This window comes from Epibacterium sp. ABV4_022, from assembly GCF_056159345.1.
The window spans coordinates 40,262-59,946 of sequence record NZ_JBSWVA010000001.1; the positions used below are offsets into that span (position 1 = coordinate 40,262).

At 65.9% G+C, this 19,685-nt stretch carries 18 protein-coding genes; 13 read left to right on the forward strand and 5 right to left on the reverse strand.

Features of this window, described 5'->3' with window-relative positions; genetic code table 11:
* Positions 1–95: 95 nt before the first annotated feature.
* From ACXAF5_RS00150 to ACXAF5_RS00180, 7 genes are all read left to right on the forward strand, one after another.
* A complete protein-coding gene (locus ACXAF5_RS00150) occupies positions 96–728 on the forward strand; it encodes a queuosine precursor transporter (protein ID WP_474945093.1) in 633 nt (210 codons plus the stop codon).
* A 591-nt stretch (positions 729–1,319) separates the two neighbouring features.
* Positions 1,320–1,739: an alternative ribosome rescue aminoacyl-tRNA hydrolase ArfB gene (gene arfB, locus ACXAF5_RS00155; RefSeq protein ID WP_239325002.1), complete on the forward strand. Its 420-nt coding sequence runs from the start codon at positions 1,320–1,322 to the stop codon at positions 1,737–1,739.
* A gap of 82 nt (positions 1,740–1,821) precedes the next feature.
* Entirely contained in the window at positions 1,822–2,568 is a 747-nt protein-coding gene (locus ACXAF5_RS00160) for an SDR family oxidoreductase (RefSeq protein WP_474945094.1), read from the forward strand.
* Between the two features lie 85 nt (positions 2,569–2,653).
* On the forward strand, positions 2,654–3,673 hold the full coding sequence (locus tag ACXAF5_RS00165; RefSeq protein WP_474945095.1) for a P1 family peptidase: 1,020 nt from the start codon (positions 2,654–2,656) through the stop codon (positions 3,671–3,673).
* Positions 3,674–3,820: 147 nt separating this feature from the next.
* Positions 3,821–4,276, forward strand: coding sequence for a c-type cytochrome (locus tag ACXAF5_RS00170; RefSeq protein ID WP_239324996.1), 456 nt, complete (start codon positions 3,821–3,823; stop codon positions 4,274–4,276).
* A 177-nt stretch (positions 4,277–4,453) separates the two neighbouring features.
* A complete protein-coding gene (gene idi, locus ACXAF5_RS00175) occupies positions 4,454–5,008 on the forward strand; it encodes an isopentenyl-diphosphate Delta-isomerase (protein WP_474945096.1) in 555 nt (184 codons plus the stop codon).
* A gap of 60 nt (positions 5,009–5,068) precedes the next feature.
* Positions 5,069–6,325 carry a flavin-dependent oxidoreductase gene (locus ACXAF5_RS00180; protein ID WP_474945097.1) on the forward strand — a complete coding sequence of 419 codons (1,257 nt, stop codon included), beginning with the start codon at positions 5,069–5,071 and terminating at the stop codon, positions 6,323–6,325.
* A 111-nt stretch (positions 6,326–6,436) separates the two neighbouring features.
* Here ACXAF5_RS00180 and glpK read toward each other — a convergent pair whose 3' ends face one another.
* The 3 genes from glpK to panB form a co-directional block, all read right to left on the reverse strand.
* A complete protein-coding gene (gene glpK / locus ACXAF5_RS00185; RefSeq protein WP_474945098.1) occupies positions 6,437–7,921 on the reverse strand; it encodes a glycerol kinase GlpK in 1,485 nt (494 codons plus the stop codon).
* A gap of 117 nt (positions 7,922–8,038) precedes the next feature.
* Entirely contained in the window at positions 8,039–8,881 is an 843-nt protein-coding gene (panC, locus tag ACXAF5_RS00190; RefSeq protein ID WP_474945099.1) for a pantoate--beta-alanine ligase, read from the reverse strand.
* A 15-nt stretch (positions 8,882–8,896) separates the two neighbouring features.
* A complete protein-coding gene (panB, locus tag ACXAF5_RS00195; protein WP_474945100.1) occupies positions 8,897–9,727 on the reverse strand; it encodes a 3-methyl-2-oxobutanoate hydroxymethyltransferase in 831 nt (276 codons plus the stop codon).
* 225 nt (positions 9,728–9,952) lie between these two features.
* On the opposite strand from panB, the gene ACXAF5_RS00200 reads away from it, so the two are divergent.
* Positions 9,953–11,431 carry an ABC transporter substrate-binding protein gene (locus ACXAF5_RS00200; protein WP_474945101.1) on the forward strand — a complete coding sequence of 493 codons (1,479 nt, stop codon included), beginning with the start codon at positions 9,953–9,955 and terminating at the stop codon, positions 11,429–11,431.
* 174 nt (positions 11,432–11,605) lie between these two features.
* On the opposite strand, the gene ACXAF5_RS00205 is transcribed toward ACXAF5_RS00200, so the two are convergent.
* Complete coding sequence (locus ACXAF5_RS00205) at positions 11,606–12,748, reverse strand: acetoin utilization protein AcuC (RefSeq protein WP_474945102.1); 1,143 nt, start codon at positions 12,746–12,748, stop codon at positions 11,606–11,608.
* 109 nt (positions 12,749–12,857) lie between these two features.
* On the opposite strand from ACXAF5_RS00205, the gene ACXAF5_RS00210 reads away from it, so the two are divergent.
* The 5 genes from ACXAF5_RS00210 (at position 12,858) to ACXAF5_RS00230 (ending at position 18,275) form a co-directional block, all read left to right on the forward strand.
* Positions 12,858–13,805 (forward strand): ABC transporter permease, encoded by a 948-nt coding sequence (locus ACXAF5_RS00210; protein ID WP_474945103.1) that lies wholly within the window; start codon positions 12,858–12,860, stop codon positions 13,803–13,805.
* Between the two features lie 127 nt (positions 13,806–13,932).
* Entirely contained in the window at positions 13,933–14,748 is an 816-nt protein-coding gene (locus ACXAF5_RS00215; protein WP_474945104.1) for an ABC transporter permease, read from the forward strand.
* Entirely contained in the window at positions 14,745–16,355 is a 1,611-nt protein-coding gene (locus ACXAF5_RS00220; protein ID WP_474945105.1) for an ABC transporter ATP-binding protein, read from the forward strand. The genes ACXAF5_RS00215 and ACXAF5_RS00220 overlap by 4 nt, the downstream gene beginning before the upstream one ends.
* The gene (locus ACXAF5_RS00225) at positions 16,352–16,825 is read left to right on the forward strand and encodes a GNAT family N-acetyltransferase (RefSeq protein WP_474945106.1); all 474 of its coding nucleotides are present in this window, start codon (positions 16,352–16,354) and stop codon (positions 16,823–16,825) included. The genes ACXAF5_RS00220 and ACXAF5_RS00225 overlap by 4 nt, the downstream gene beginning before the upstream one ends.
* The gene (locus tag ACXAF5_RS00230; RefSeq protein WP_474945107.1) at positions 16,818–18,275 is read left to right on the forward strand and encodes an aldehyde dehydrogenase family protein; all 1,458 of its coding nucleotides are present in this window, start codon (positions 16,818–16,820) and stop codon (positions 18,273–18,275) included. The genes ACXAF5_RS00225 and ACXAF5_RS00230 overlap by 8 nt, the downstream gene beginning before the upstream one ends.
* A gap of 94 nt (positions 18,276–18,369) precedes the next feature.
* Here the strand turns inward: ACXAF5_RS00230 and pncB are convergent, their stop codons facing one another.
* Entirely contained in the window at positions 18,370–19,659 is a 1,290-nt protein-coding gene (gene pncB / locus ACXAF5_RS00235; protein WP_474945108.1) for a nicotinate phosphoribosyltransferase, read from the reverse strand.
* Positions 19,660–19,685: the final 26 nt, after the last annotated feature.

A 19,685-nucleotide genomic window follows, 5' to 3' on the forward strand; every position in this document is an offset into this window, starting at 1 on the left:
ATTTGCCCCGGGATCTGCATAAACGAAGCGATCTTTCGCGCTCCGGACCGGGGTGCACAAGTCTCCGCGACCTTGTCTAAAAAACGGTAATATACATGACCCGCACCTATCTTCCTGGCGTTCTCGCCATGGCTGCCGTCGTGGTGGCCTCCAACATCCTCGTGCAATTCCTGTTCGGCAACTGGCTGACCTGGGGCGCGTTTACTTATCCCATCGCCTTCCTCGTCACCGATGTGACCAACCGCGTCTATGGCGCAGGCCCCGCGCGCAAGGTCGTGCTGGCCGGTTTCATCGTCGGCGTGATCTGTTCGCTGATCGGCACCCAGATCATGGGCGAGTTCGGCCCGCTGGTGACCCTGCGGATCGCCATCGCCTCCGGCCTGGCCTTCCTGCTGGCGCAGCTGTCGGACGTGGCGATCTTTGCCAGCCTGCGCGGCGGCAATTGGTGGCGGGCGCCGCTGGCCTCCACGCTGATCGGCTCGTCGCTCGACACCGCGATCTTCTTCACCATCGCCTTTTCCGGCGCGCTGACCTTCATCGAGCCCGGCAATGACGTCTCCTGGGCCGGGGAAATGCTGCCGCTTCTGGGCGCAGGCCCGGTTGCGCCGCTCTGGGTGTCGCTGGCCGTGGCCGACTGGCTGGTAAAGCTGTCGCTGGCGCTGATCGCGCTGATCCCCTTCCGCCTGATTGTTGCCCGTTTGACGCGCAGCCAGACCGCCGAGATCTGATTTCGCGCGATTTTCATTTGGTGATCCGAGAATTCCGTGCCACTCTGAGGACAACAGAAACAGAGAGAAAAGGAGGTGATCCAGTGTCAAGAAAGGGATTGGAGCAAGGAGCAGCAACCACCGGAGCGGTCCGCCACTGAGGCAGCCCTCTCTGGCAGAGGCCAACCGGCTGGGTTTGCATAAAAATGCACCCTAACCTGCCTTTGCTCTCAAAGACTTTCGGAAGGGCCGCCCCATCTGGAGCGGCCCTTTTCCGTGCATGGTCAGGGTATTGTGCGTGCCAACCGCGTGCTCTGGCCGTTGCTGCTGACAAGGCGGGATCTCAGTCCCGTCTCAGATGCAATTGCCCCGATTGCGTTTATCCGGGGGCAAAACCGGTTCCCACTTTTGCACGACATGCTCTTCTGGATGACGCATGTCTGGTGGTGCAAAACCGGTTCCCACTTTTGCACGACATGCTCTTCTGGATGACGCATGTCTGATTGCGCAAAACCGGTTCCCACTTTTGCGCGACATGCTCTTGTTGGTGCCGCATGTCTGATTGCGCAAAACCGGTTCCCACTTTTGCGCGACATGCTCTATGGTCCGCCCATGCTACGCATAAACGACGATATCACCCTGCAGGATTGGGAACTGACCGAGAGCTTCATGCGCGCTTCTGGCCCCGGCGGGCAGAACGTCAACAAGGTCTCCTCGGCTGTCGAACTGCGCTTTGAGGCCGAACGCTCGCCGCATCTGCCCGGCCCGGTCAAAACCCGCCTGCGCCGCATCGCCGGGCGGCGCTGGACCAATGACGGCGCGTTGATCCTGCAATGTGACGAAACCCGCTCGCAGGCGCGCAACCGCGAGATCATCCGCGAACGGCTGGCGGAGTTGATCCGCCGCGCCCTGGTGAAACCCAAGCGCCGCATTGCCACCAAACCCACCCGCGGCAGCGTCGAGCGTCGCCTCAAGGCCAAGAAGACCCGCGCCGAGGTCAAATCCCTGCGCGGTCGCGTCGACGGCGACTGAGCACAGATCCGGCAACGCCCCTTGCGCCGGTTGCGCCCCCGCGCCATCCTGCCGCCAATCAGCAGGAGAGGGAGGGCCAACCATGCGCCTCAAGGACAAGACCGCCATCGTGACCGGCGGCGCCTCGGGCTTTGGCAAGGGAATCGTGGAGGCGTTTCTGCGCGAAGGTGCGCGGGTGATGATCGCCGACATCAACGGCACGGCGGCGGCCGAGCTGGCGGCGGCGCACGGGCAATCCGCCTGCGCACAGACCGTGGATGTGGGAGATCGCGCGTCGGTCCAGGCGATGGCCAACGCCGCGCAAGAGACATTTGGCCAGGTCGACATCCTGGTGAACAACGCCGGCGTCACCCATCTGCCCACCCCGCTGGAAGAGGTCTCGGAAGAGGATTTCGACCGGGTGTTCAACGTGAACATGAAATCCGTCTACCTGACCGCTCAGGCGCTGGTTCCACACATGAAAGCGCGCGGCACCGGCGCAATCCTCAATGTGGCCTCCACTGCGGGCGTGTCACCGCGCCCAAGGCTCAACTGGTACAACGCCTCCAAGGGCTGGATGATCACCGCCACCCGCACCATGGCCGTCGAACTGGCCCCGTCGGGCGTGCGGGTCAATGCGATCAACCCGGTCGCCGGCGAAACGCCGCTGCTGAAATCCTTCATGGGCGAGGACACGCCGGAGGTGCGGGCCAGGTTCCTCTCGACCATTCCACTGGGCCGCTTTTCCACCCCGGAGGACATGGGCAACGCCGCGCTCTATCTCTGTTCGGACGAGGCCAGCATGGTCACCGGCGTCTGCATGGAAGTCGACGGCGGCCGGTGTATCTGACACCTGCGCCCGCCCCCAATCCGCGCGCCAGCGCTTAACCTGTGCGCCCCGTCAGGGGCGCTCCGCTTTGCAACAGGATTTCGCAATGACCCCAGGCCCCCGCAACCTGATCACCGATGTCGCTGGCCTTCGGGTCGGCAATGCCGCGGATCACGCCCTCAAATCCGGCACCACGGTGCTGACCGCCGATCAGCCCTTTACCGCCGCCGTCCATGTCATGGGCGGCGCGCCGGGCACGCGGGAAACCGATCTGCTGGCCCCGGACAAGACGGTGCAGGCGGTGGATGCGCTGGTGCTTTCGGGCGGCTCGGCCTATGGGCTGGATGCCTGTTCCGGCGTGGTCGCGGGGCTGCGCGCGATGGGGCGGGGCTTTCGCCTCGGCCCCGCCGTGGTGCCGATCGTGCCCGGGGCGATCATCTTCGACCTCCTGAACGGCGGCAACAAGGACTGGGACGACAGCCCCTACCCCGCCCTGGGCCGCGCCGCGCTGGAGGCCGCCGATACCGAGTTTCACCTTGGCAGCCACGGCGCCGGCACCGGCGCACTGACCGGCATGCACAAGGGCGGGTTGGGCTCGGCCTCGCTGCTGCTCGACAGCGGCCACACCGTCGGGGCGCTGGTGGTGGCCAATCCGATCGGATCCGTCACCACACCGGGCGAGCGCCATTTCTGGGCCGCCCCGTTTGAGATCGACGGCGAGTTCGGCGGTCTTGGCCCCGACCCCGCATCCGGCCTCGGGCGCAGCCTGCGCAGCCGCAAGATGGAGGCGATGGCCGCGCTCGCCGGGGCGCCGGTGTCCTCGGACGGGACCAATACCACCATCGCCATCGTCGCCACCGATGCCGTGCTGACCAAGGCCGAGGCTCAGCGCATGGCCACCGCCGCCCATGACGGCATGGCGCGGGCGATCGTTCCTTCGCACGGGCCGCATGACGGCGATCTGGTCTTTGCCGCCGCCACCGGCGCCGTGCCGCTGGACGATCCGGCAACCCACATGCTGGGCCTGTGCCATGCCTCGGCGCTTTGCCTGTCCCGGGCGATCGCCCGCGCCGTCCACGCCGCCACCCCCGCAGCCGGAGACATCCTTCCCTGCTGGTCGGCCTGATCGGCAAGTGTTTTGGCACCATTTGCCCCTGCCCTTTGCGCCAAGGCGCACCACATACTCCGCCTAGGACCAGAATGTCGCGTTGACTCCACCTCGGCGTCCGACAGAACCTGCGACCAGCGACTAGAACGCATAGGAGCCAGTTTTATGAAACCCATTCTTACCACAGCCCTGCTTGCCAGCCTTGCTGCCGCCCCGGCCTTTGCCGAGGGCGACGCCGACAAGGGCAAGAAAGCCTTCAACAAGTGTAAATCCTGCCACCAGATCGTCTCTGACACCGGCGAAAGCATCAGCAAGGGCGGGCGCACCGGCCCCAACCTCTGGGGCATTGTCGGCCGCCAGGCGGGCACGGTCGAGGATTTCCGCTACGGCGATGATCTTGTCGCCGCCGGCGAAGCCGGGCTGGTCTGGGACGAAGAGCAGTTTGTCGCCTATGTTCAGGATCCGCGCGATTTCCTGAAAACCTATCTCGACGATGGGGGCGCCAAGTCGAAAATGTCCTTTCGCCTGAAAAAGGGGGGCGAGGACGTCTATGCCTATCTGGCGCAGTTCGGCCCGGCCGCAGCGGAGGGTGAGGCGGACGAGAGTTCTGCCACCAACTGACGCTGCCCGGACGGCACAGACTGGCACAGAGCTGCCAACGCGCCGCAGCCCCGGGGGTCTGCCCCGGGGTTGCGGCGCCGTGTAGCAAGGGCGCGCTCTTGAGATATGGCCGCGCATGGCTTAAATCACCGGCTTTCGACAGTCGCCCGACCGGGCCCATGTAGCGTCAGGAGAACCATGCCAGAGCGCCGTCCCGATTTGATCCCCGCCTGGGTCGATGACCGGCTGACCCCGGTGGACAAGCTGCGCGCCCATCAGGACGGGCTGCGGCACAAGGCCGTTTCGGTCTTTGTGGTGCAGGGGCGCAAGATCCTGATGCAGCGCCGGGCGATGGGCAAATACCACACCCCCGGGCTCTGGGCGAATACCTGCTGCACCCATCCGATGTGGCGCGAAGCCTCCGACCATTGCGCCGTGCGCCGCCTGGAGGAGGAACTGGGGCTGACTGGCCTCTATCCGCAGTATCGCCATACGCTGGAATATCGCGCCGACGTCGGCGACGGGCTGATCGAACACGAGGTGGTCGATGTCTATCTCGCCCATATGCTGGCGCCGCTCGGGCTGGCGCCGAACCCGGCCGAGGTGATGGAAACCCGCTGGGTGGATTATCACGACCTGCTGGCCGAGGTCGCGCGCCATCCGGAGCGCTTCACCCCCTGGCTGAAGATCTATCTGGCGGACTATGCCGATGTGATCTTTGGCCCCGAGTTGATCGTCACCTCGCGCAGCTGAGCGCGGCTTGCCTTTTGCGCCGGGGCCATGGTCTTATGCGGCGCGGGAGGACATATCACGATGACAGTTTTGATTGCGGGCGGCGGGATTGCCGGTCTGGCCCTGGGGCTGACGCTTCACCAGATTGGCGTGCCGTTCAGGGTCTTCGAGGCCACCCGGGCGCTGAAACCCATGGGCGTCGGCATCAACCTGCAACCCAACGCGGTGCGCGAGCTGTTCGACCTCGGGCTGGAGGCACAGCTGGACGCAATCGGCGTGCGCACCCGCAGTCTCGGGTTCTTTTCCAAACTGGGCAAGACGATCTGGGAGGAACCGCGCGGGCGGGAGGCGGGCTATGCCTGGCCGCAGTTCTCGGTGCATCGCGGGGAATTGCAGATGCTCTTGTACCGCACCCTGCTGGAGCGCGCCGGGCCTGACGCGATCGAGACCGGAGCGCGGGCCGTGGGCTGGGCGGAGACCGATGCGGGCGCGACCTTGCAGCTGGCAGACGGGCGCAGCATCAGCGGCGCCATGGTGGTGGCGGCCGACGGCATCCACTCCGCGCTGCGGGCCTGCCAGTACCCCGAGGAGGGCGCCCCGATCTGGGACGGGCGCATCCTGTGGCGCGCCACCACCCGCGCGCCCCTGTTCCGGGGGCCCGGCGCGATGGTGATGATCGGCCATGACGCCCTGCGGTTTGTCTCCTACCCGATCTCCGCCGCCGATGCCGACGGCATCGCCACGCTGAACTGGATCGCCGAGAAACGCTTCGACCCCGATCAGGCGTTCCAGCGCGAAGACTGGAACCGGGCCGTGGGCATTGACCGGTTTGTCCATGACTTCGCCGCGTGGCAGTTCGACTGGATCGACGTGCCGGCGCTAATCCGGGGCGCGGAGGTGGTCTATGAATACCCGATGGTGGATCGCGATCCGCTGCCGCGCTGGACCTTTGGCCATCGGACCCTGATGGGCGATGCCGCGCATCCGACCTATCCCATCGGGTCCAACGGCGCGAGCCAGGCCATTCTGGATGCCCGCACCATTGGCGCGCAGATGCTTGCCCATGGGGTGACGGCAGATGCCCTGGCCGCCTATGAGGCCGAGATGCGCCCGGCGGCCACCAAGATCGGGCAGGCGAATCGCTCGGGCCAGGGGCCGGACGCGGTGCTGCAACAGGTGGAGGACCGCTGCGGCGGCGCCTTTGAGGTGATCGACGAGGTCATCCCGCAGGCGGAGCTGGCCGCACATGCGGCGAAATACAAGGCGATCTCCGGCTTTTCGATCGAGGCCCTGAACGCACAACCGCGCCGGATTGCCGAGGGGCATCGCCTGGCATGACGCTGGCGGGGGGCGGGGCGCTGCCCCTCTTGCCCTGTCGGGCAATTCACCCCGAGGTATTTCTAAAAAGATGAAGCCAGAGCCGTGGCGCCCTCTGCCAGTGGCGCGCGATCAGACCCCGATCACCGCCTGCACGGCCCGTTTCCAGCGGGCGTAGGCCTCTTCCCGGCGGCCGGCATCCAGCATCGGTTTGAACTCCCGGTCCAGCGCCCAGGTCGCGGCAAAGCCGTCCTGATCCGGGTAGACCCCCGCCTTCATCCCGGCAAGCCAGGCGGCGCCCAGCGCGGTGGTTTCCTGCATCACCGGCCGGTCCACGGCGGCGCCGAGGATGTCCGACAGGCTCTGCATTGCCCAGTCGCTGGCGCTCATGCCGCCATCGACGCGCAGGGTGACATTGGCGTCGCCCTCCCAGTCGGCCCGCATCGCTTCCCAGAGATCGCGGGTCTGGTAGGCCACGCTTTGCAGGGCGGCACGGGCAAATTCGGCGGGGCCGGAACTGCGGGTGAGGCCGAACATGCCGCCGCGGCAGTCGGGTTCCCAGTAGGGGGCGCCGAGGCCGGTGAAGGCGGGCACCAGGATCACATCCTGGGTGGGGTCGGCCTTGTCGGCCAGCACGCCTGATTCGCTGGCCTTGCCGATGATGCCAAGCCCGTCGCGCAGCCATTGCACCGCTGCACCGGCGATAAAGATCGACCCTTCAAGCGCATAGGTCGGTTTGCCATCGAGCTGATAGGCGATGGTGGTCAGCATGCGGTTTTTTGACAGCACCGGCGTCGCCCCGGTGTTCAGCAGCGCAAAGCAGCCGGTGCCATAGGTCGATTTCATCATCCCCGGCTTAAAGCAGGTCTGCCCCACCGTGGCGGCCTGCTGGTCCCCCGCCACGCCGAGGATCGGAATCGCGCCGCCAAGATGATCCTCCGCGGTGGTGCCGAAGTCTGCCGCGCAGTCCCTGACCTGCGGCAGCATCGCCTGCGGCACCCCGAGGAGGGCGCAGATTTCCTCGCTCCACTGGCCCGCCTTGATGTCATACATCAGGGTGCGGGCGGCATTGGTGGCATCGGTGACATGCGACGCCCCGCCGGTCAGACGCCAGATCAGGAAACTGTCGACGGTGCCAAACAGCAGCTCGCCCGCCTCGGCCCGGGCGCGGGCGCCCTCGACGGTGTCGAGAATCCATTTGACCTTGGTGCCGGAGAAATAGGGATCCAGCAGCAGGCCGGTGGTATCGCGCACCATGTCCTCGTGGCCGTCATCGCGGAAGCCTTCGCAGATCTCGGCGGTGCGCCGGTCCTGCCAGACGATGGCATTGTGGATGGCCTTGCCGGTGGTCTTGTCCCAGACCACGGTGGTCTCGCGCTGGTTGGTGATGCCGATGCCGGCAATGTCGGAGGCGGAAATGCCCTTGTCAGAGAGCACCTTGCGGCAGGTGGAAAGCGTCGTGGACCAGAGGTCCTCCGGGTCGTGTTCCACCCAGCCCGCCTGCGGATAATGCTGCGGGAACTCCTCCTGCGCCACGGCGGCCACCTGCATATCGGCATCGAACAGGATCGCACGGGTCGATGTTGTCCCCTGGTCGATCGCAAGAATGAATGTCATGAGCTCCCCCTCCAAATCTGTCTTGAGGCGGAGATTAGACATAAATCTGTTAGCGCGACCAGCCCTTACTAATAAATTAGTAGAAACGGCGCGGAGATCGGCCTGCCTCAGACGGTGTCAGACCGCGATATTGTCGATCAGCCGCACCCCGTCGAGCCAGGCCGCCACGAACATGCGGGCGGGGCGGTCCAGCCGGTCCAGGGACACGAGGGTTTCGGCGCAACGCAGGTCGATATATTCCACCTCGCCAAAGCCAAGCTCCTGGAGCCGGGTCCGCATCCCGGCCTCCAGCGGGGCGTAGGCGTCACCGGCGCGCAGGCGCGCGGCGGCGGCTTCCATCATCGGGTTCAGCTGGCCGGCACGTTCCACCGCCTGTGGCGACAGGCGCATATTGCGCGACGACAGCGCCAGCCCGGAGGCTTCGCGCACGGTGGGGCAGGCGATGACCTCGATGGGAATGTCCAGATCGCGGGCCATGCGCCGGACCACCATCAGCTGCTGATAGTCCTTTTCGCCAAAAAAGGCCTGATCGGCGCCCGATTGCAGGAACAGCTTGGCGACGACGGTGGCGACGCCCTCGAAATGGCCGGGACGGTTGGGCCCTTCCATCACCTCGGTCACGCCGTCGAGGCTGACGGTGGTGGCGTAGCCTTCGGGATAGATCTGGTCCGGGTCGGGCACATAGATCGCATCGACACCAAAGGGGGCGAGCTTGTCCGCGTCCTCATGTTCGGTGCGCGGGTAGTTGGCCAGATCCTCGGGGCTGTTGAACTGTCTGGGGTTCACGAAGATCGTCACCACCACATGGTCGCAGGCGGCCTTGGCGGCCTCTACCAGCGACAGGTGGCCCGCGTGCAGGGCCCCCATGGTGGGCACGAGGCCGAGGGTTTCGCCCTTCAGCATCCAGGCGCGGCGCAGCGCGCGCAGGTCATCCAGACGGCGCAGGATCGGGGTCGTCATGTCGGGCGTGGTCCTTCAGTCTGTCTTGGGCGCCAGGTCGGCGAAGGTGTGTTCCGGGGCCGGAAAGCGCCGGGCGCGGACCTCGGCGGCATAGTCGGCGATGGCCTCTTCGGCGGCGGGGCCCAGTTCGGCGTAGCGTTTCACGAACTTCGGTTTGAAGGCGGTAAAGAAGCCGAGCATGTCATCCACCACCAGCACCTGCCCGTCGCAGCCCGCAGAGGCGCCGATCCCGATGGTGGGGATCGGAACGATCTCGGTCACCTGATCGGCGAGGCTGGCGGGGACTTTTTCCAGCACGACGGCAAAGGCCCCGGCATCGGCGACCGCGCGGGCATCGGCGATCAGCGGTTTGGCCGCCTCGTCGCGGCCCTGTACCTTGTAGCCGCCGAGCGTGTTGATCGACTGCGGCGTGAGGCCGATATGCGCCATCACCGGGATGCCGCGCTTGACCAGGAAACGGATGGTCTCGGCCATCTCCACCCCGCCTTCCAGCTTGACAGCGGCGGCGCCGGTTTCGGCCATCAGGCGGGCGGCGTTGCGGAACGCCTGCGCGGGACCTTCCTCGTAGGAGCCGAACGGCATGTCGATCACCATCATCGCGCGGCTCAATCCGCGGGCGACGGCGGCGCCATGCATCACCATCATGTCCATCGTCACGCCGAGGGTGGAGGGCAGGCCGTGCAGCACCATGCCGACACTGTCGCCGACCAGCACAAAGTCGCAATGGGCATCCATCAGCCGCGCCATCGGCGTGGTATAGGCCGTGAGGCTGACGATGGGGCGCTGCCCTTTCAGCGCGCGGATATCCTCGGCATTGAGGGCGGTCTTTCGGGCGGTGGCGCTCATGTCTCGGCTCCTCGGCTGGACGGGCCACGGATGCGGGTCGCACGGGCCAAAGCGGGCAAGGTTTCGCGTTTCTATCACTTGCCGCTGCGGCTTACCAGTGATGCGGCGATGCAGCAAAGCTTGATTACGCGGGGAAAACCGGCAAGCCTGTGGGCAATGCCCGGTGCACACGGGCGGCATGACCCCGGTGGTGCAGAAGCCGCCGACAGAGGAGGATATTGGACGATGACATTCAAGACGCCGATCGTGGCGGCTGTCTCCGCGCTGGCGCTCTGGGCCGGTGCGGCGATGGCCAAGGAAACGGTCACCTATGCCACCCAGCTGGAACCGCCGCATCTGGACCCGACCGCGGGCGCGGCCCAGGCCATCGATTCCGTGGTCTACCTCAATATCTTCGAGGGGCTGACGCGCTTCACCCCGGATGGCGAGGTGGTGCCGCTGCTGGCCAGGGACTGGACGATCTCCGACGACGGGCTGACCTATACCTTCACGTTGCAGGAGGGGGTGACCTTTCATGACGGCAGCGCGATGGACGCCGAGGATGTGAAATTCTCGCTCGACCGGGCGCGGGGCGCGGACAGCACCAACGCGCAGAAGGCGCTGTTTGCCGATATTGCCGAGGTCACCGTCACCGATCCGCAGACCGTCGTGGTCACCCTGTCAGCGCCCAATGGCAGCCTGCTGTTCAACCTGGCCTGGGGCGATGCGGTGATCGTCGCGCCCGAAACCGTCGAGACCCTGAAAACCGCCCCCGTCGGGACCGGGCCCTATCGGTTCAACGAATGGGTGCAGGGCGACCGCGTGGACCTGGTGCGCAACCCCAATTACTGGGGCGAGGTGCCGGCGCTGACCGGCGCGACGATCAAGTTCATCTCGGACCCGACCGCCGCCTTTGCCGCGATGATGGCCGAGGACATTGACGCCTTTGACAATTTTCCGGCGCCGGAGAATGTGGTGCAATTCGAGGCCGATCCGCGGTTCCAGGTGATCGTCGGCTCCACCGAGGGCGAGACCATCCTGTCGACCAACAATGCCCAGGCGCCGTTTGACAATCCGAAGGTGCGCGCGGCGATCGCGCATGCCATCGACCGGTCGGCCCTCATCGACGGGGCGATGTTTGGCTATGGCACCCCCATTGGCACCCATTTTGCACCGCACAACCCGGCCTATGTGGATCTGACAGACCAGTCCGCCTACGATCCGGAAGCCGCCCGCGCCCTGCTGGCGGAGGCGGGGCTGCCGGACGGGTTCGAGACCACGCTGCACCTGCCGCCCCCCGCCTATGCCCGGCGCGGAGGCGAGATCGTGGCCGCACAGCTGGCCGCGGTCGGCATCACGGCGGAGATCATCAACGTCGAATGGGCGCAGTGGCTGGAAACGGTGTTCAAGGGCAAGACCTACGGGCTCAGCATTGTCAGCCACACCGAGCCAATGGACATCGGCATCTATGCCCGGCCCGACTATTACTTCCAGTATGACAACCCGGATCTGCAAGGGCTGATGACGCGTCTGAATGCCACCACCGACCCGGAGGCGCGCCGCGAGATCCTGCAACAGGCGCAACGGATCATCGCCGAGGATCACGTCAACGGCTATCTGTTCCAGCTGGCCAAGCTGGGCATCGCCAAGGCGGGCCTTCAGGGGGTCTGGGCAAATGCGCCAACGGCGGCCATCGAGATCGGCGCGCTGAGCTGGGCCGAGTGACACGCAGCGGGTGGGAGTCCCTTCGGGGCGGGGGAGGCTCCCGCTCGCTGTGTCTGCATTGAAAATGCATCCCCATCCGTTGGGCCCAGCGCCGGGCCTGCGGCCCGGCGGGCGCAGCGCGTCACGGCAGGTCGTGGCAGGTCACCACAGATCACGGCAGGTGGTCGCCCGGGATCAGGCGCGCTGCCAGCGCTCTCCCGCCTGCTGCCATCGGCGGCGCAGGACCGCGACCCGATCCACGATCGAGGGCCGCAGAGGGCCGTCGCGCGGCGCATCGCGGAACGTGGTGAACCAGTGCTCGGGTGGATTGCGGCCCAGCCTGTGGCCCTTGAATTCCAGCCGGCGCAACAGCTCTTCGGCCTCTGCCGGCACCCGGTCGGGAATGTCCTGCCCGTTGAGCGTGCCCCAGACCCCGGTCCAGAGCCGCCCCACCGACCACGGGTTATACCCGCCGCCGCCCAGCACGAGATAGCGCGGAGCCAGCGGTTTCAGCGCCGCCACAATGGCCCAATGGGCGCTGTTGGACAGGTCGAGATGGGCCAGCGGGTCCTCCGTCACCGCATCCGCCCCGCATTGCAGCACCACCGCATCGGGCGCAAATCCCGCCACTGCCGGCAGGATCAGCGCCTCGCGGATATGGGCCATTTCGCTGTCGTTGAGACCGCGGGGCACCGGCAGGTTCAGGGCTGAACCGCCCGCATCGTCCTGCAGGAGGCCGGTCCGGGGCCAGAGGTTTTCCTCGTGCACCGAGATCATCAGCACATCCTCGTCCCCGTGAAAGGCCGCCGCAACCCCGTCGCAGTGATGCGCGTCGATGTCCACATAGGCAATGCGCCGCGCCCCATGGTGGCGCAGCGACAGCATCGCCAGCACCGGATCGTTGAGGTAGCAAAAGCCGTTGGCCCGGTCCGGCATGCCGTGGTGGGTGCCGCCCGCCGGGTTGTAGACAACGCCGCCCCGGGCCAGGAGCTCCCCTGCGAGGATCGACCCGCCTGCCGCGGTGGCCGGGCGGCGAAAGATCTCCGGGTAGACCGGGTTGGACACGGTGCCGATATGGTGGCGCGCCCGGACCTCGGCACTGACCGCCTGCGCCTCCTCGGCTGCCTGCAATGCCGCCACATAGGCCGGCGTGTGCCAGGCGTGCAGCGCGGCGGGTTTGGCCCGGGGCGAGGTTACGAAGGCCGCGGGCGGCAACCAGCCCAGCGCCCGGGACAGATCCATTGTGGTCGACACACGCGGCACCCGCAGCGGGTGCCAGCGCCCGTAGGAGGAGCCGCGATAGATCTCGTGTCCGATAAACAGGGGGCGGGTCAGCATGGCTCAAGAGCTAGCGGATCTGACGCGCCGCACAAGGGGGACGGGGCGCAGGGCGGTTTTCTCATGCTGCCACTGGACGGCTGGGCTGCCGCCGCCTAACCTGCCGCCAATGCTGCACTATCTCGTCAGACGCCTCCTCTCGCTCATGCTGAGCCTCGCCGTCGCCTCGATGGTGATCTTTGCCGTGATCGAAGTCGCTCCGGGCGATCCTGCATCGTTTATGCTGGGCACCGGCGCGCAGGAGGAAACCGTCGCCGCCCTGCGCGAGGAGCTGGGGCTCGATCAAGGTAAGGTCAGCCGCTATCTGGACTGGGTCGGCGGCATGCTGACCGGGGATTTCGGCACCTCGTATACCTACCGCACCCCGGTGGCAAAGATGGTGGGAGAGCGGCTCTGGGTCTCATTGCCGCTGGCGATCTATGCGCTGACGCTCTCCACATTGATTGCGCTCCCGGCGGGGATCTATGCGGCCTCGCGGCGTGGCAAGGCGGGCGACATGGCCGTTATGGGCGCAACACAGCTGGGGGTGGCGGTGCCGAACTTCTGGTTTGCGATGCTGTTGGTGCTGGTCTTTGCCATCAACCTGCGCTGGTTTTCGGCCGGGGGATTTGTCGGCTGGGACAAGGGGCTGTGGGCGGGGCTTCATGCGCTCACCCTGCCCGCCGTGGCGCTCGCGCTGCCGCAGGCGGCGATTTTGGCCCGCGTGATGCGTTCGGCGCTTCTGGAGGTTCTGGGCGAGGATTTCATGCGCTCGGCCCGCGCCAAGGGGCTGAGCCAGAAACAGGCGATCCGCCGTCATGGGCTGCGCAATGCGCTTATTCCGGTGCTGACCATCATCGGTCTGCAGTTTTCGTTTCTGCTGGCGGGGGCGATCATCATTGAACAGGTGTTCTATCTGCCGGGCCTTGGGCGGCTGGTGTTTCAGGCAATCTCGGCGCGCGATCTGATCGTGGTGGAAAGCGTGGTGATGCTGTTGGTCTTTGCGGTGATCCTGGTGAATTTCCTTGTCGATATGGCCTATGCGGTGGTCGATCCCCGCCTCAGGAGAGCAGCATGAAAATCTTGGGTTTTGCCAGCCACACAGGACAATCCCCGGCCTCGGGTGGGGGTGAAGCCCCCTCCCGTGGGGGAGGTCGGGGGCTGTCCGGCCTCACGACCGGACGTGACCTGATTGCGAGGGCGTCATGAACCGAAGCCTGCTTCTTGGCGGTCTCCTCTCTGGGATCATGCTGCTTCTGGCCATCGTCTCCTTTGTGTGGACGCCGTTCGACCATGCGGTGATGAACATCCCCGACAAGCTCCAGACGCCAAATGGCACGCATCTGTTGGGCACCGATCATTTTGGCCGCGATATCCTGTCGATGGTGATGGTCGGCGCGCGCACCTCGTTGGCGGTGGCCCTGCTGGCCGTCGGCATCGGCATCGGTCTGGGTGTGCCGCTTGGACTGGCGGCAGCGGCAACGCGCGGCTCCTGGCTGGATGAGGTCATCATGCGCGGCAATGATCTGGTCTTTGCCTTCCCCTCGTTGGTGATCGCGATCCTGATCACCGCCGTCTTCGGCCCCAGCGCGATCAATGCCATCATCGCCATCGGCATTTTCAACATCCCCGTCTTTGCACGCGTGGCGCGGGGTGGCAGCCTCAGCCTTTGGGCGCGGGAGTTCATTCTGGCCGCGCGGGTGGCGGGCAAGTCGCGCGCGCGGATCTCGGCAGAGCATATCCTGCCCAACATCGCCAACCTCCTGATCGTGCAGGGAACCATCCAGTTCTCACTTGGCATTCTGGCCGAGGCGGGGCTGTCCTACGTGGGTCTTGGCGCCCAGCCCCCGACCCCCAGTTGGGGCCGTATGCTGGCCGAGGCCCAGACCCTCGTGAGCCTTGCGCCGCATCTGGCGATCGTGCCGGGCTGCGCGATCATCGTTACCGTGGTGGGGCTGAACCTGCTCGGTGATGGCTTGCGCGACCGCTTTGATCCCCGCCTGATGGAGGGGCGCGCATGAGCCTTTTGGATGTGTCCAACCTCTCGGTCTCGATCGGGGCGCTGCCGATCCTGCGGGATGTGACCCTGTCGATTGCCGCAGGCGAGATCCTTGCGGTCACCGGCGAGAGCGGGTCGGGCAAGTCCATGACTGCGTTTTCAGTGATGCGTCTGCTGCCGCAAGCCGCCGTCACCCGGGGCGCGATCTATCTGGAGGATGAGGACCTCTGCGCCCTCTCTGAGGACGAGATGTGCCAGCGGCGTGGGCGCGACATCGGCATGGTGTTTCAGGAACCGATGACGGCGCTCAACCCGGTGATGACCATCGGCGCGCAGGTGATGGAGACGATCCTGCTGCATACCGACACCAGCGCGGCAGATGCAAAAGCCGAGGCCGCGCGCGTGCTGACCCGTGTTGGCCTGCCTCCCGAACGGTTTCCGATGGACCGCTACCCGCACGAACTGTCGGGTGGTCAGCGCCAGCGCGTGGTAATCGCCATGGCGATTGCACTCCGGCCCAAGCTCTTGATCGCGGATGAACCCACCACCGCGCTGGATGTGACCACGCAGGCGCAGATCCTGGATCTGCTGCGCGATTTGGTGCGCGAATACGGCATGGGGCTGATGATCATCACCCATGACCTCGCGGTGGTCGCGGACCTTGCCGACCGCATCGTGGTGATGCGCAAGGGCGAAGTGGTGGAGCGCGGCCCCACCCTGAGCGTGCTGACCCATCAGCGCCACCCCTACACACGGATGCTGTTTGAAGCCTCCGCCCATAAGGTCGCCCTGCCCGCCGCACCAGAGGCCCCCGCGCCCCTGCTGGAGGTCCGCAGCGCCGTGCGCGACTACACCACGCCCCGCAAAGGCTGGCTTGGTAAGCCGGGGCAATTTCGCGCGGTGAACAACGTCAGTTTCACGCTCCACAAGGGCGAGCGGTTGGGGCTGGTGGGCGAGTCGGGCTGCGGCAAATCCACCCTGACCCGGGCCATTTTGGGCCTCGAAGAGCTGCAAGGCGGCGATCTGCTGCTGAACGGTCAGCCGCTGTCGCAACAGCGCAGTCCCGCCCAGCGGCAAGCGATGCAGGTGGTGTTTCAGGACCCCTATGGCAGTTTCAATCCGCGCCACCGGGTGGAGCGCCTGGTCACCGAACCGTTTCACCTGTCGCCAGATGCCCCAACGGGCCGCGCCCGGCAGGATCTGGTGGGTCAGGTGCTTGAGGATGTCGGCCTGTCGGCGGCGGACGCGCAGAAGTATCCGCATCAGTTTTCAGGCGGGCAACGTCAGCGCATCGCCATTGCGCGCGCCCTCATTACCCGGCCCGAACTCATCATCTTTGACGAGGCGGTCTCGGCGCTTGATGTCTCCGTCCGCGCCCGCATCCTCGACCTGATTGCCGAGCTCTGCGACGCCTATGGGCTGACCTACCTCTTTATCAGCCACGATCTGAGCGTGGTGCGCGAGGTCTGCGACCGGGTGCTGGTCATGCAAAAGGGTGAAATCGTCGAGCAAGGCCCGGTGGAACAGGTCTTTACCGCGCCCAGACACGCCTACACCCGGACGCTGCTGGCCGCCGCCCCGGTGTTGCCGGATATCACGCCGACCGAACCGCTCGAGGCCCCGGCATGAGTGTCACGCTCTCGCTGATCCTGCCGCGAGAGCGGGGACGGCTTGCCAGCCTGCTGGCGCCCTATTTTGCCGAAGTCGCCCCCTTGGCGCGCATTGATCCGACGGAACGGGCGGGTCAGTTGCTCAACCGCAAGGATGTGACGGCCTTCTGGATCCATGACGCCGCCACGCGCGTCGGCTTTGCCATCGTGCTGAACCTGCCCGATGACCGGCGGGAGTTTTCTGAATTCATGGTCCTGCCGCAACACCGCCGCAAGGGGCTTGGGATGGAGGCCGCCGCGCTGATCCTCAACGAGTTTCCCGGCTATTGGCGCATGGGCATCTCGCGGCATTCGCCGGCGGCGGCGGCGTTCTGGGGCACCCGGCTGAGCCTGCTGCCAAACGTCCGCGCCCTGCGCGAAGGCGCGCCCTTCACCGACCACCAGGTCAAGAGCTTCACCTTTGAAATCGAAGGACCCCCGCATGGCTGACACCTCCCCCCTGTGGTTCGACCCGGCGCTTTGCCTGATTGGCGGCACATGGCAGGCGCCCCTGGGTGGCGCCACCTTGCCGCTGATAAACCCCTCCGATGGCAGTGAAATCTGTCAGATCGCACGGGGCACCGACGCCGACATCGACGCCGCCGTGCACGCCGCCCAGACCGCGCAGGAGGGCGCATGGGGCGAGATGAGCGCCACAGAACGCGGCCGCATCCTGACCCGCCTCGGACAGATCATCGCCGACAATACCGACAGGCTGGCAGCGCTGGAGGTGATGGATGTGGGCAAACCCCTGACCCAGGCGCGCGCCGATGCGGTGGCGCTGGCGCGCTACTGCGAGTTTTACGGCGGTGCGGCGGACAAGGTCATGGGCGAGAGCATCCCCTATATGAACGGCTACACCGTCTACACCCTGCGCGAACCCTTTGGCGTGACCGGCCATATCGTGCCCTGGAACTATCCGATGCAGATCATCGGACGGTCTGTTGGCGCGGCGCTGGCGATGGGCAATTCCTGCGTGCTGAAACCCGCCGAAGAAGCCTGCCTGACGGCGCTGGCCTTTGCCCATCTGGCAGCGGAGGCCGGCCTGCCCGCCGGGGCGCTGAACGTGGTACCGGGTCTGGGGGCGGAGGCCGGGGCGGCACTTTCGGGCCATGCGGGCGTGCAGCATATCTCCTTCACCGGCTCGGTCGCCACGGGCGCGCTGGTGCAGGCTGCGGCGGCAAAAAACGTGGTGCCGGTGACGCTGGAGCTGGGCGGGAAATCCCCGCAGATCGTCTTTGCCGACGCCGACCTCGACGCGGCCCTGCCGTTCCTTGTCAACGCCGGCATCCAGAACGGCGGCCAGACCTGCTCTGCCGCCTCGCGAATCCTGGTCGAGCGCCCGATCTACGAGGCGGTCAAGGCGCGGATGGCTGCGGCCTATGCCGATCTCACCGTCGGCCCGGCAGCAGAGGACCTGCGCCTGGGCCCGCTGATCTCAACCCGCCAGAAAGAGATTGTCGAAGGTTTCTTGGCCAAAGGTGCGGATCTCGAAATCGCCGGTCAGGGCCGGATCAGCGCCACCGCGCCCGCAACAGGCGCCTATGTGCGCCCCACCCTGTTTGCCGATGTGCCCCCGGATCATCCGCTGGCGCAGCAGGAGATCTTCGGCCCGGTGCAGGTGCTGATCCCGTTTGAGACCGAGGCCGAGGCGGTCAGGATCGCCAACAGCACCGACTACGGCCTTGTTGCCGCGCTCTGGACCCGCGACGGGGCTCGGCAGCTCCGGCTGGCCAAGCGGCTGAAAGCGGGACAAGTCTTCCTCAACACCTATGGCGCCGGCGGCGGCGTAGAGCTGCCCTTTGGCGGCATCGGCAAGTCCGGCCATGGCCGAGAGAAGGGCTTTGAGGCGCTCTATGGGTTTTCACAATTGAAAACCGTGGCCGCGCATCACGGCTGAGCATTTCATCTTTTCAGAAATACCTCGGGGGTGAGGGCCCAATGGCCCGAGGGGGCAGCGCCCCCTCCTCCCCCTGTCACCGTTCACCACGCCGTCAGACGATCACGTCGATGCTCTCCTGCGTCCCGACGCCAAAGACCCGCTTGTAGCGCGCGATCTCCTCTGCCGGTCCCATCGCTTTCTCCGGGTTGTCCGACAGTTTCACCGTGGGCCGCCCATTGGCCGACACCGCCTTGCAGACCAGTGAGAATGGCGCCAGCCCGTCATCGGGCACCAGTCCGCGAAAATCATTGGTCAGCAGCGTGCCCCAGCCAAACGACGCCTTCACCCGGCCCGAGAACTGCCGGTGCAGTTCGGCGATCTTGTCGACATCCAACCCGTCGGAGAAGATCACCCGCTTGTCACGCGGATCCTCGCCTCGCTCTTGCCACCAGCGGATGGCAATCTCCGCCGCTGCCGCCGGATCGCCGCTGTCGACGCGAATGCCGGTCCAGCCCGCCAGCCAGTCCGGCGCATTGTCGAGAAACCCCTGGGTGCCATAGGTGTCGGGCAGGATGATGCGCAGGTTGCCGTCGTGCTCCTCATGCCAGTCCGACAGCACGTCATAGGGCGCCTGTGCCAGCGCCGCATCATCTTCTGCCAGCGCCGAATAGACCATCGGCAGCTCATGCGCGTTGGTACCGATCGCCTCGACCTCGCGGCGCATGGCGATCAGGCAATTCGAGGTGCCGGTAAAGGCATCCCCCAGCCCCTCCATCATCGCCTGCACGCACCAGTCCTGCCACAGGAAGCTGTGGCGCCGGCGGGTGCCGAAATCGGCAATGCCAAGACCGTCGACCTGCCGCAGCCGCTCGATCTTTTCCCAGACCTTGGTCATCGCCCGCGCGTAGAGCACCTGCAATTCAAACCGCCCCATGTCGTTGAGCACCGCGCGGGAGCGCAATTCCATCAGCACCGCCAGCGCCGGGATCTCCCAGAGCATGACCTCCGGCCAGGAGCCCTCAAACGTCAGTTCGTATTGGTCGCCCTTGCGTTCCAGGTGATAGGGCGGCAGGCGCAGCCCCTCGAACCACTCCATGAAATCGGGCCGGAACATCTGCCGCTTGCCGTAGAAGGTGTTGCCGCGCAGCCAGGTGCTCTCGCCGCGGCTCAGGCTCAGGGACCGGATGTGATCGAGCTGTTCGCGCAATTCGCCCTCGTCGATCAGCTTTGCCAGTGGCACCGACGTGGTCCGGTTGATGAGCGAAAACGTGACCTGAGTGCTGGGCTTGTTTCGAAACACCGATTGGCACATCAACAGCTTGTAGAAATCCGTATCGATCAGGGACCGGACGATCGGATCGATCTTCCACTTGTGATTGTAGACGCGGGTTGCAATGTCCACGGGCAGACCTCTTCCGATTGTTCACT

Bases quoted from the DNA above. Each gene is read 5' to 3' on its own strand.
- ACXAF5_RS00150 (WP_474945093.1), top strand. From the start codon at position 96: ATGACCCGCACCTATCTTCCTGGCGTTCTCGCCATGGCTGCCGTCGTG.
- arfB (WP_239325002.1), top strand. From the start codon at position 1,320: ATGCTACGCATAAACGACGATATCACCCTGCAGGATTGGGAACTGACC.
- ACXAF5_RS00160 (WP_474945094.1), top strand. From the start codon at position 1,822: ATGCGCCTCAAGGACAAGACCGCCATCGTGACCGGCGGCGCCTCGGGC.
- ACXAF5_RS00165 (WP_474945095.1), top strand. From the start codon at position 2,654: ATGACCCCAGGCCCCCGCAACCTGATCACCGATGTCGCTGGCCTTCGG.
- ACXAF5_RS00170 (WP_239324996.1), top strand. From the start codon at position 3,821: ATGAAACCCATTCTTACCACAGCCCTGCTTGCCAGCCTTGCTGCCGCC.
- idi (WP_474945096.1), top strand. From the start codon at position 4,454: ATGCCAGAGCGCCGTCCCGATTTGATCCCCGCCTGGGTCGATGACCGG.
- ACXAF5_RS00180 (WP_474945097.1), top strand. From the start codon at position 5,069: ATGACAGTTTTGATTGCGGGCGGCGGGATTGCCGGTCTGGCCCTGGGG.
- glpK (WP_474945098.1), bottom strand. From the start codon at position 7,921: ATGACATTCATTCTTGCGATCGACCAGGGGACAACATCGACCCGTGCG.
- panC (WP_474945099.1), bottom strand. From the start codon at position 8,881: ATGACGACCCCGATCCTGCGCCGTCTGGATGACCTGCGCGCGCTGCGC.
- panB (WP_474945100.1), bottom strand. From the start codon at position 9,727: ATGAGCGCCACCGCCCGAAAGACCGCCCTCAATGCCGAGGATATCCGC.
- ACXAF5_RS00200 (WP_474945101.1), top strand. From the start codon at position 9,953: ATGACATTCAAGACGCCGATCGTGGCGGCTGTCTCCGCGCTGGCGCTC.
- ACXAF5_RS00205 (WP_474945102.1), bottom strand. From the start codon at position 12,748: ATGCTGACCCGCCCCCTGTTTATCGGACACGAGATCTATCGCGGCTCC.
- ACXAF5_RS00210 (WP_474945103.1), top strand. From the start codon at position 12,858: ATGCTGCACTATCTCGTCAGACGCCTCCTCTCGCTCATGCTGAGCCTC.
- ACXAF5_RS00215 (WP_474945104.1), top strand. From the start codon at position 13,933: ATGAACCGAAGCCTGCTTCTTGGCGGTCTCCTCTCTGGGATCATGCTG.
- ACXAF5_RS00220 (WP_474945105.1), top strand. From the start codon at position 14,745: ATGAGCCTTTTGGATGTGTCCAACCTCTCGGTCTCGATCGGGGCGCTG.
- ACXAF5_RS00225 (WP_474945106.1), top strand. From the start codon at position 16,352: ATGAGTGTCACGCTCTCGCTGATCCTGCCGCGAGAGCGGGGACGGCTT.
- ACXAF5_RS00230 (WP_474945107.1), top strand. From the start codon at position 16,818: ATGGCTGACACCTCCCCCCTGTGGTTCGACCCGGCGCTTTGCCTGATT.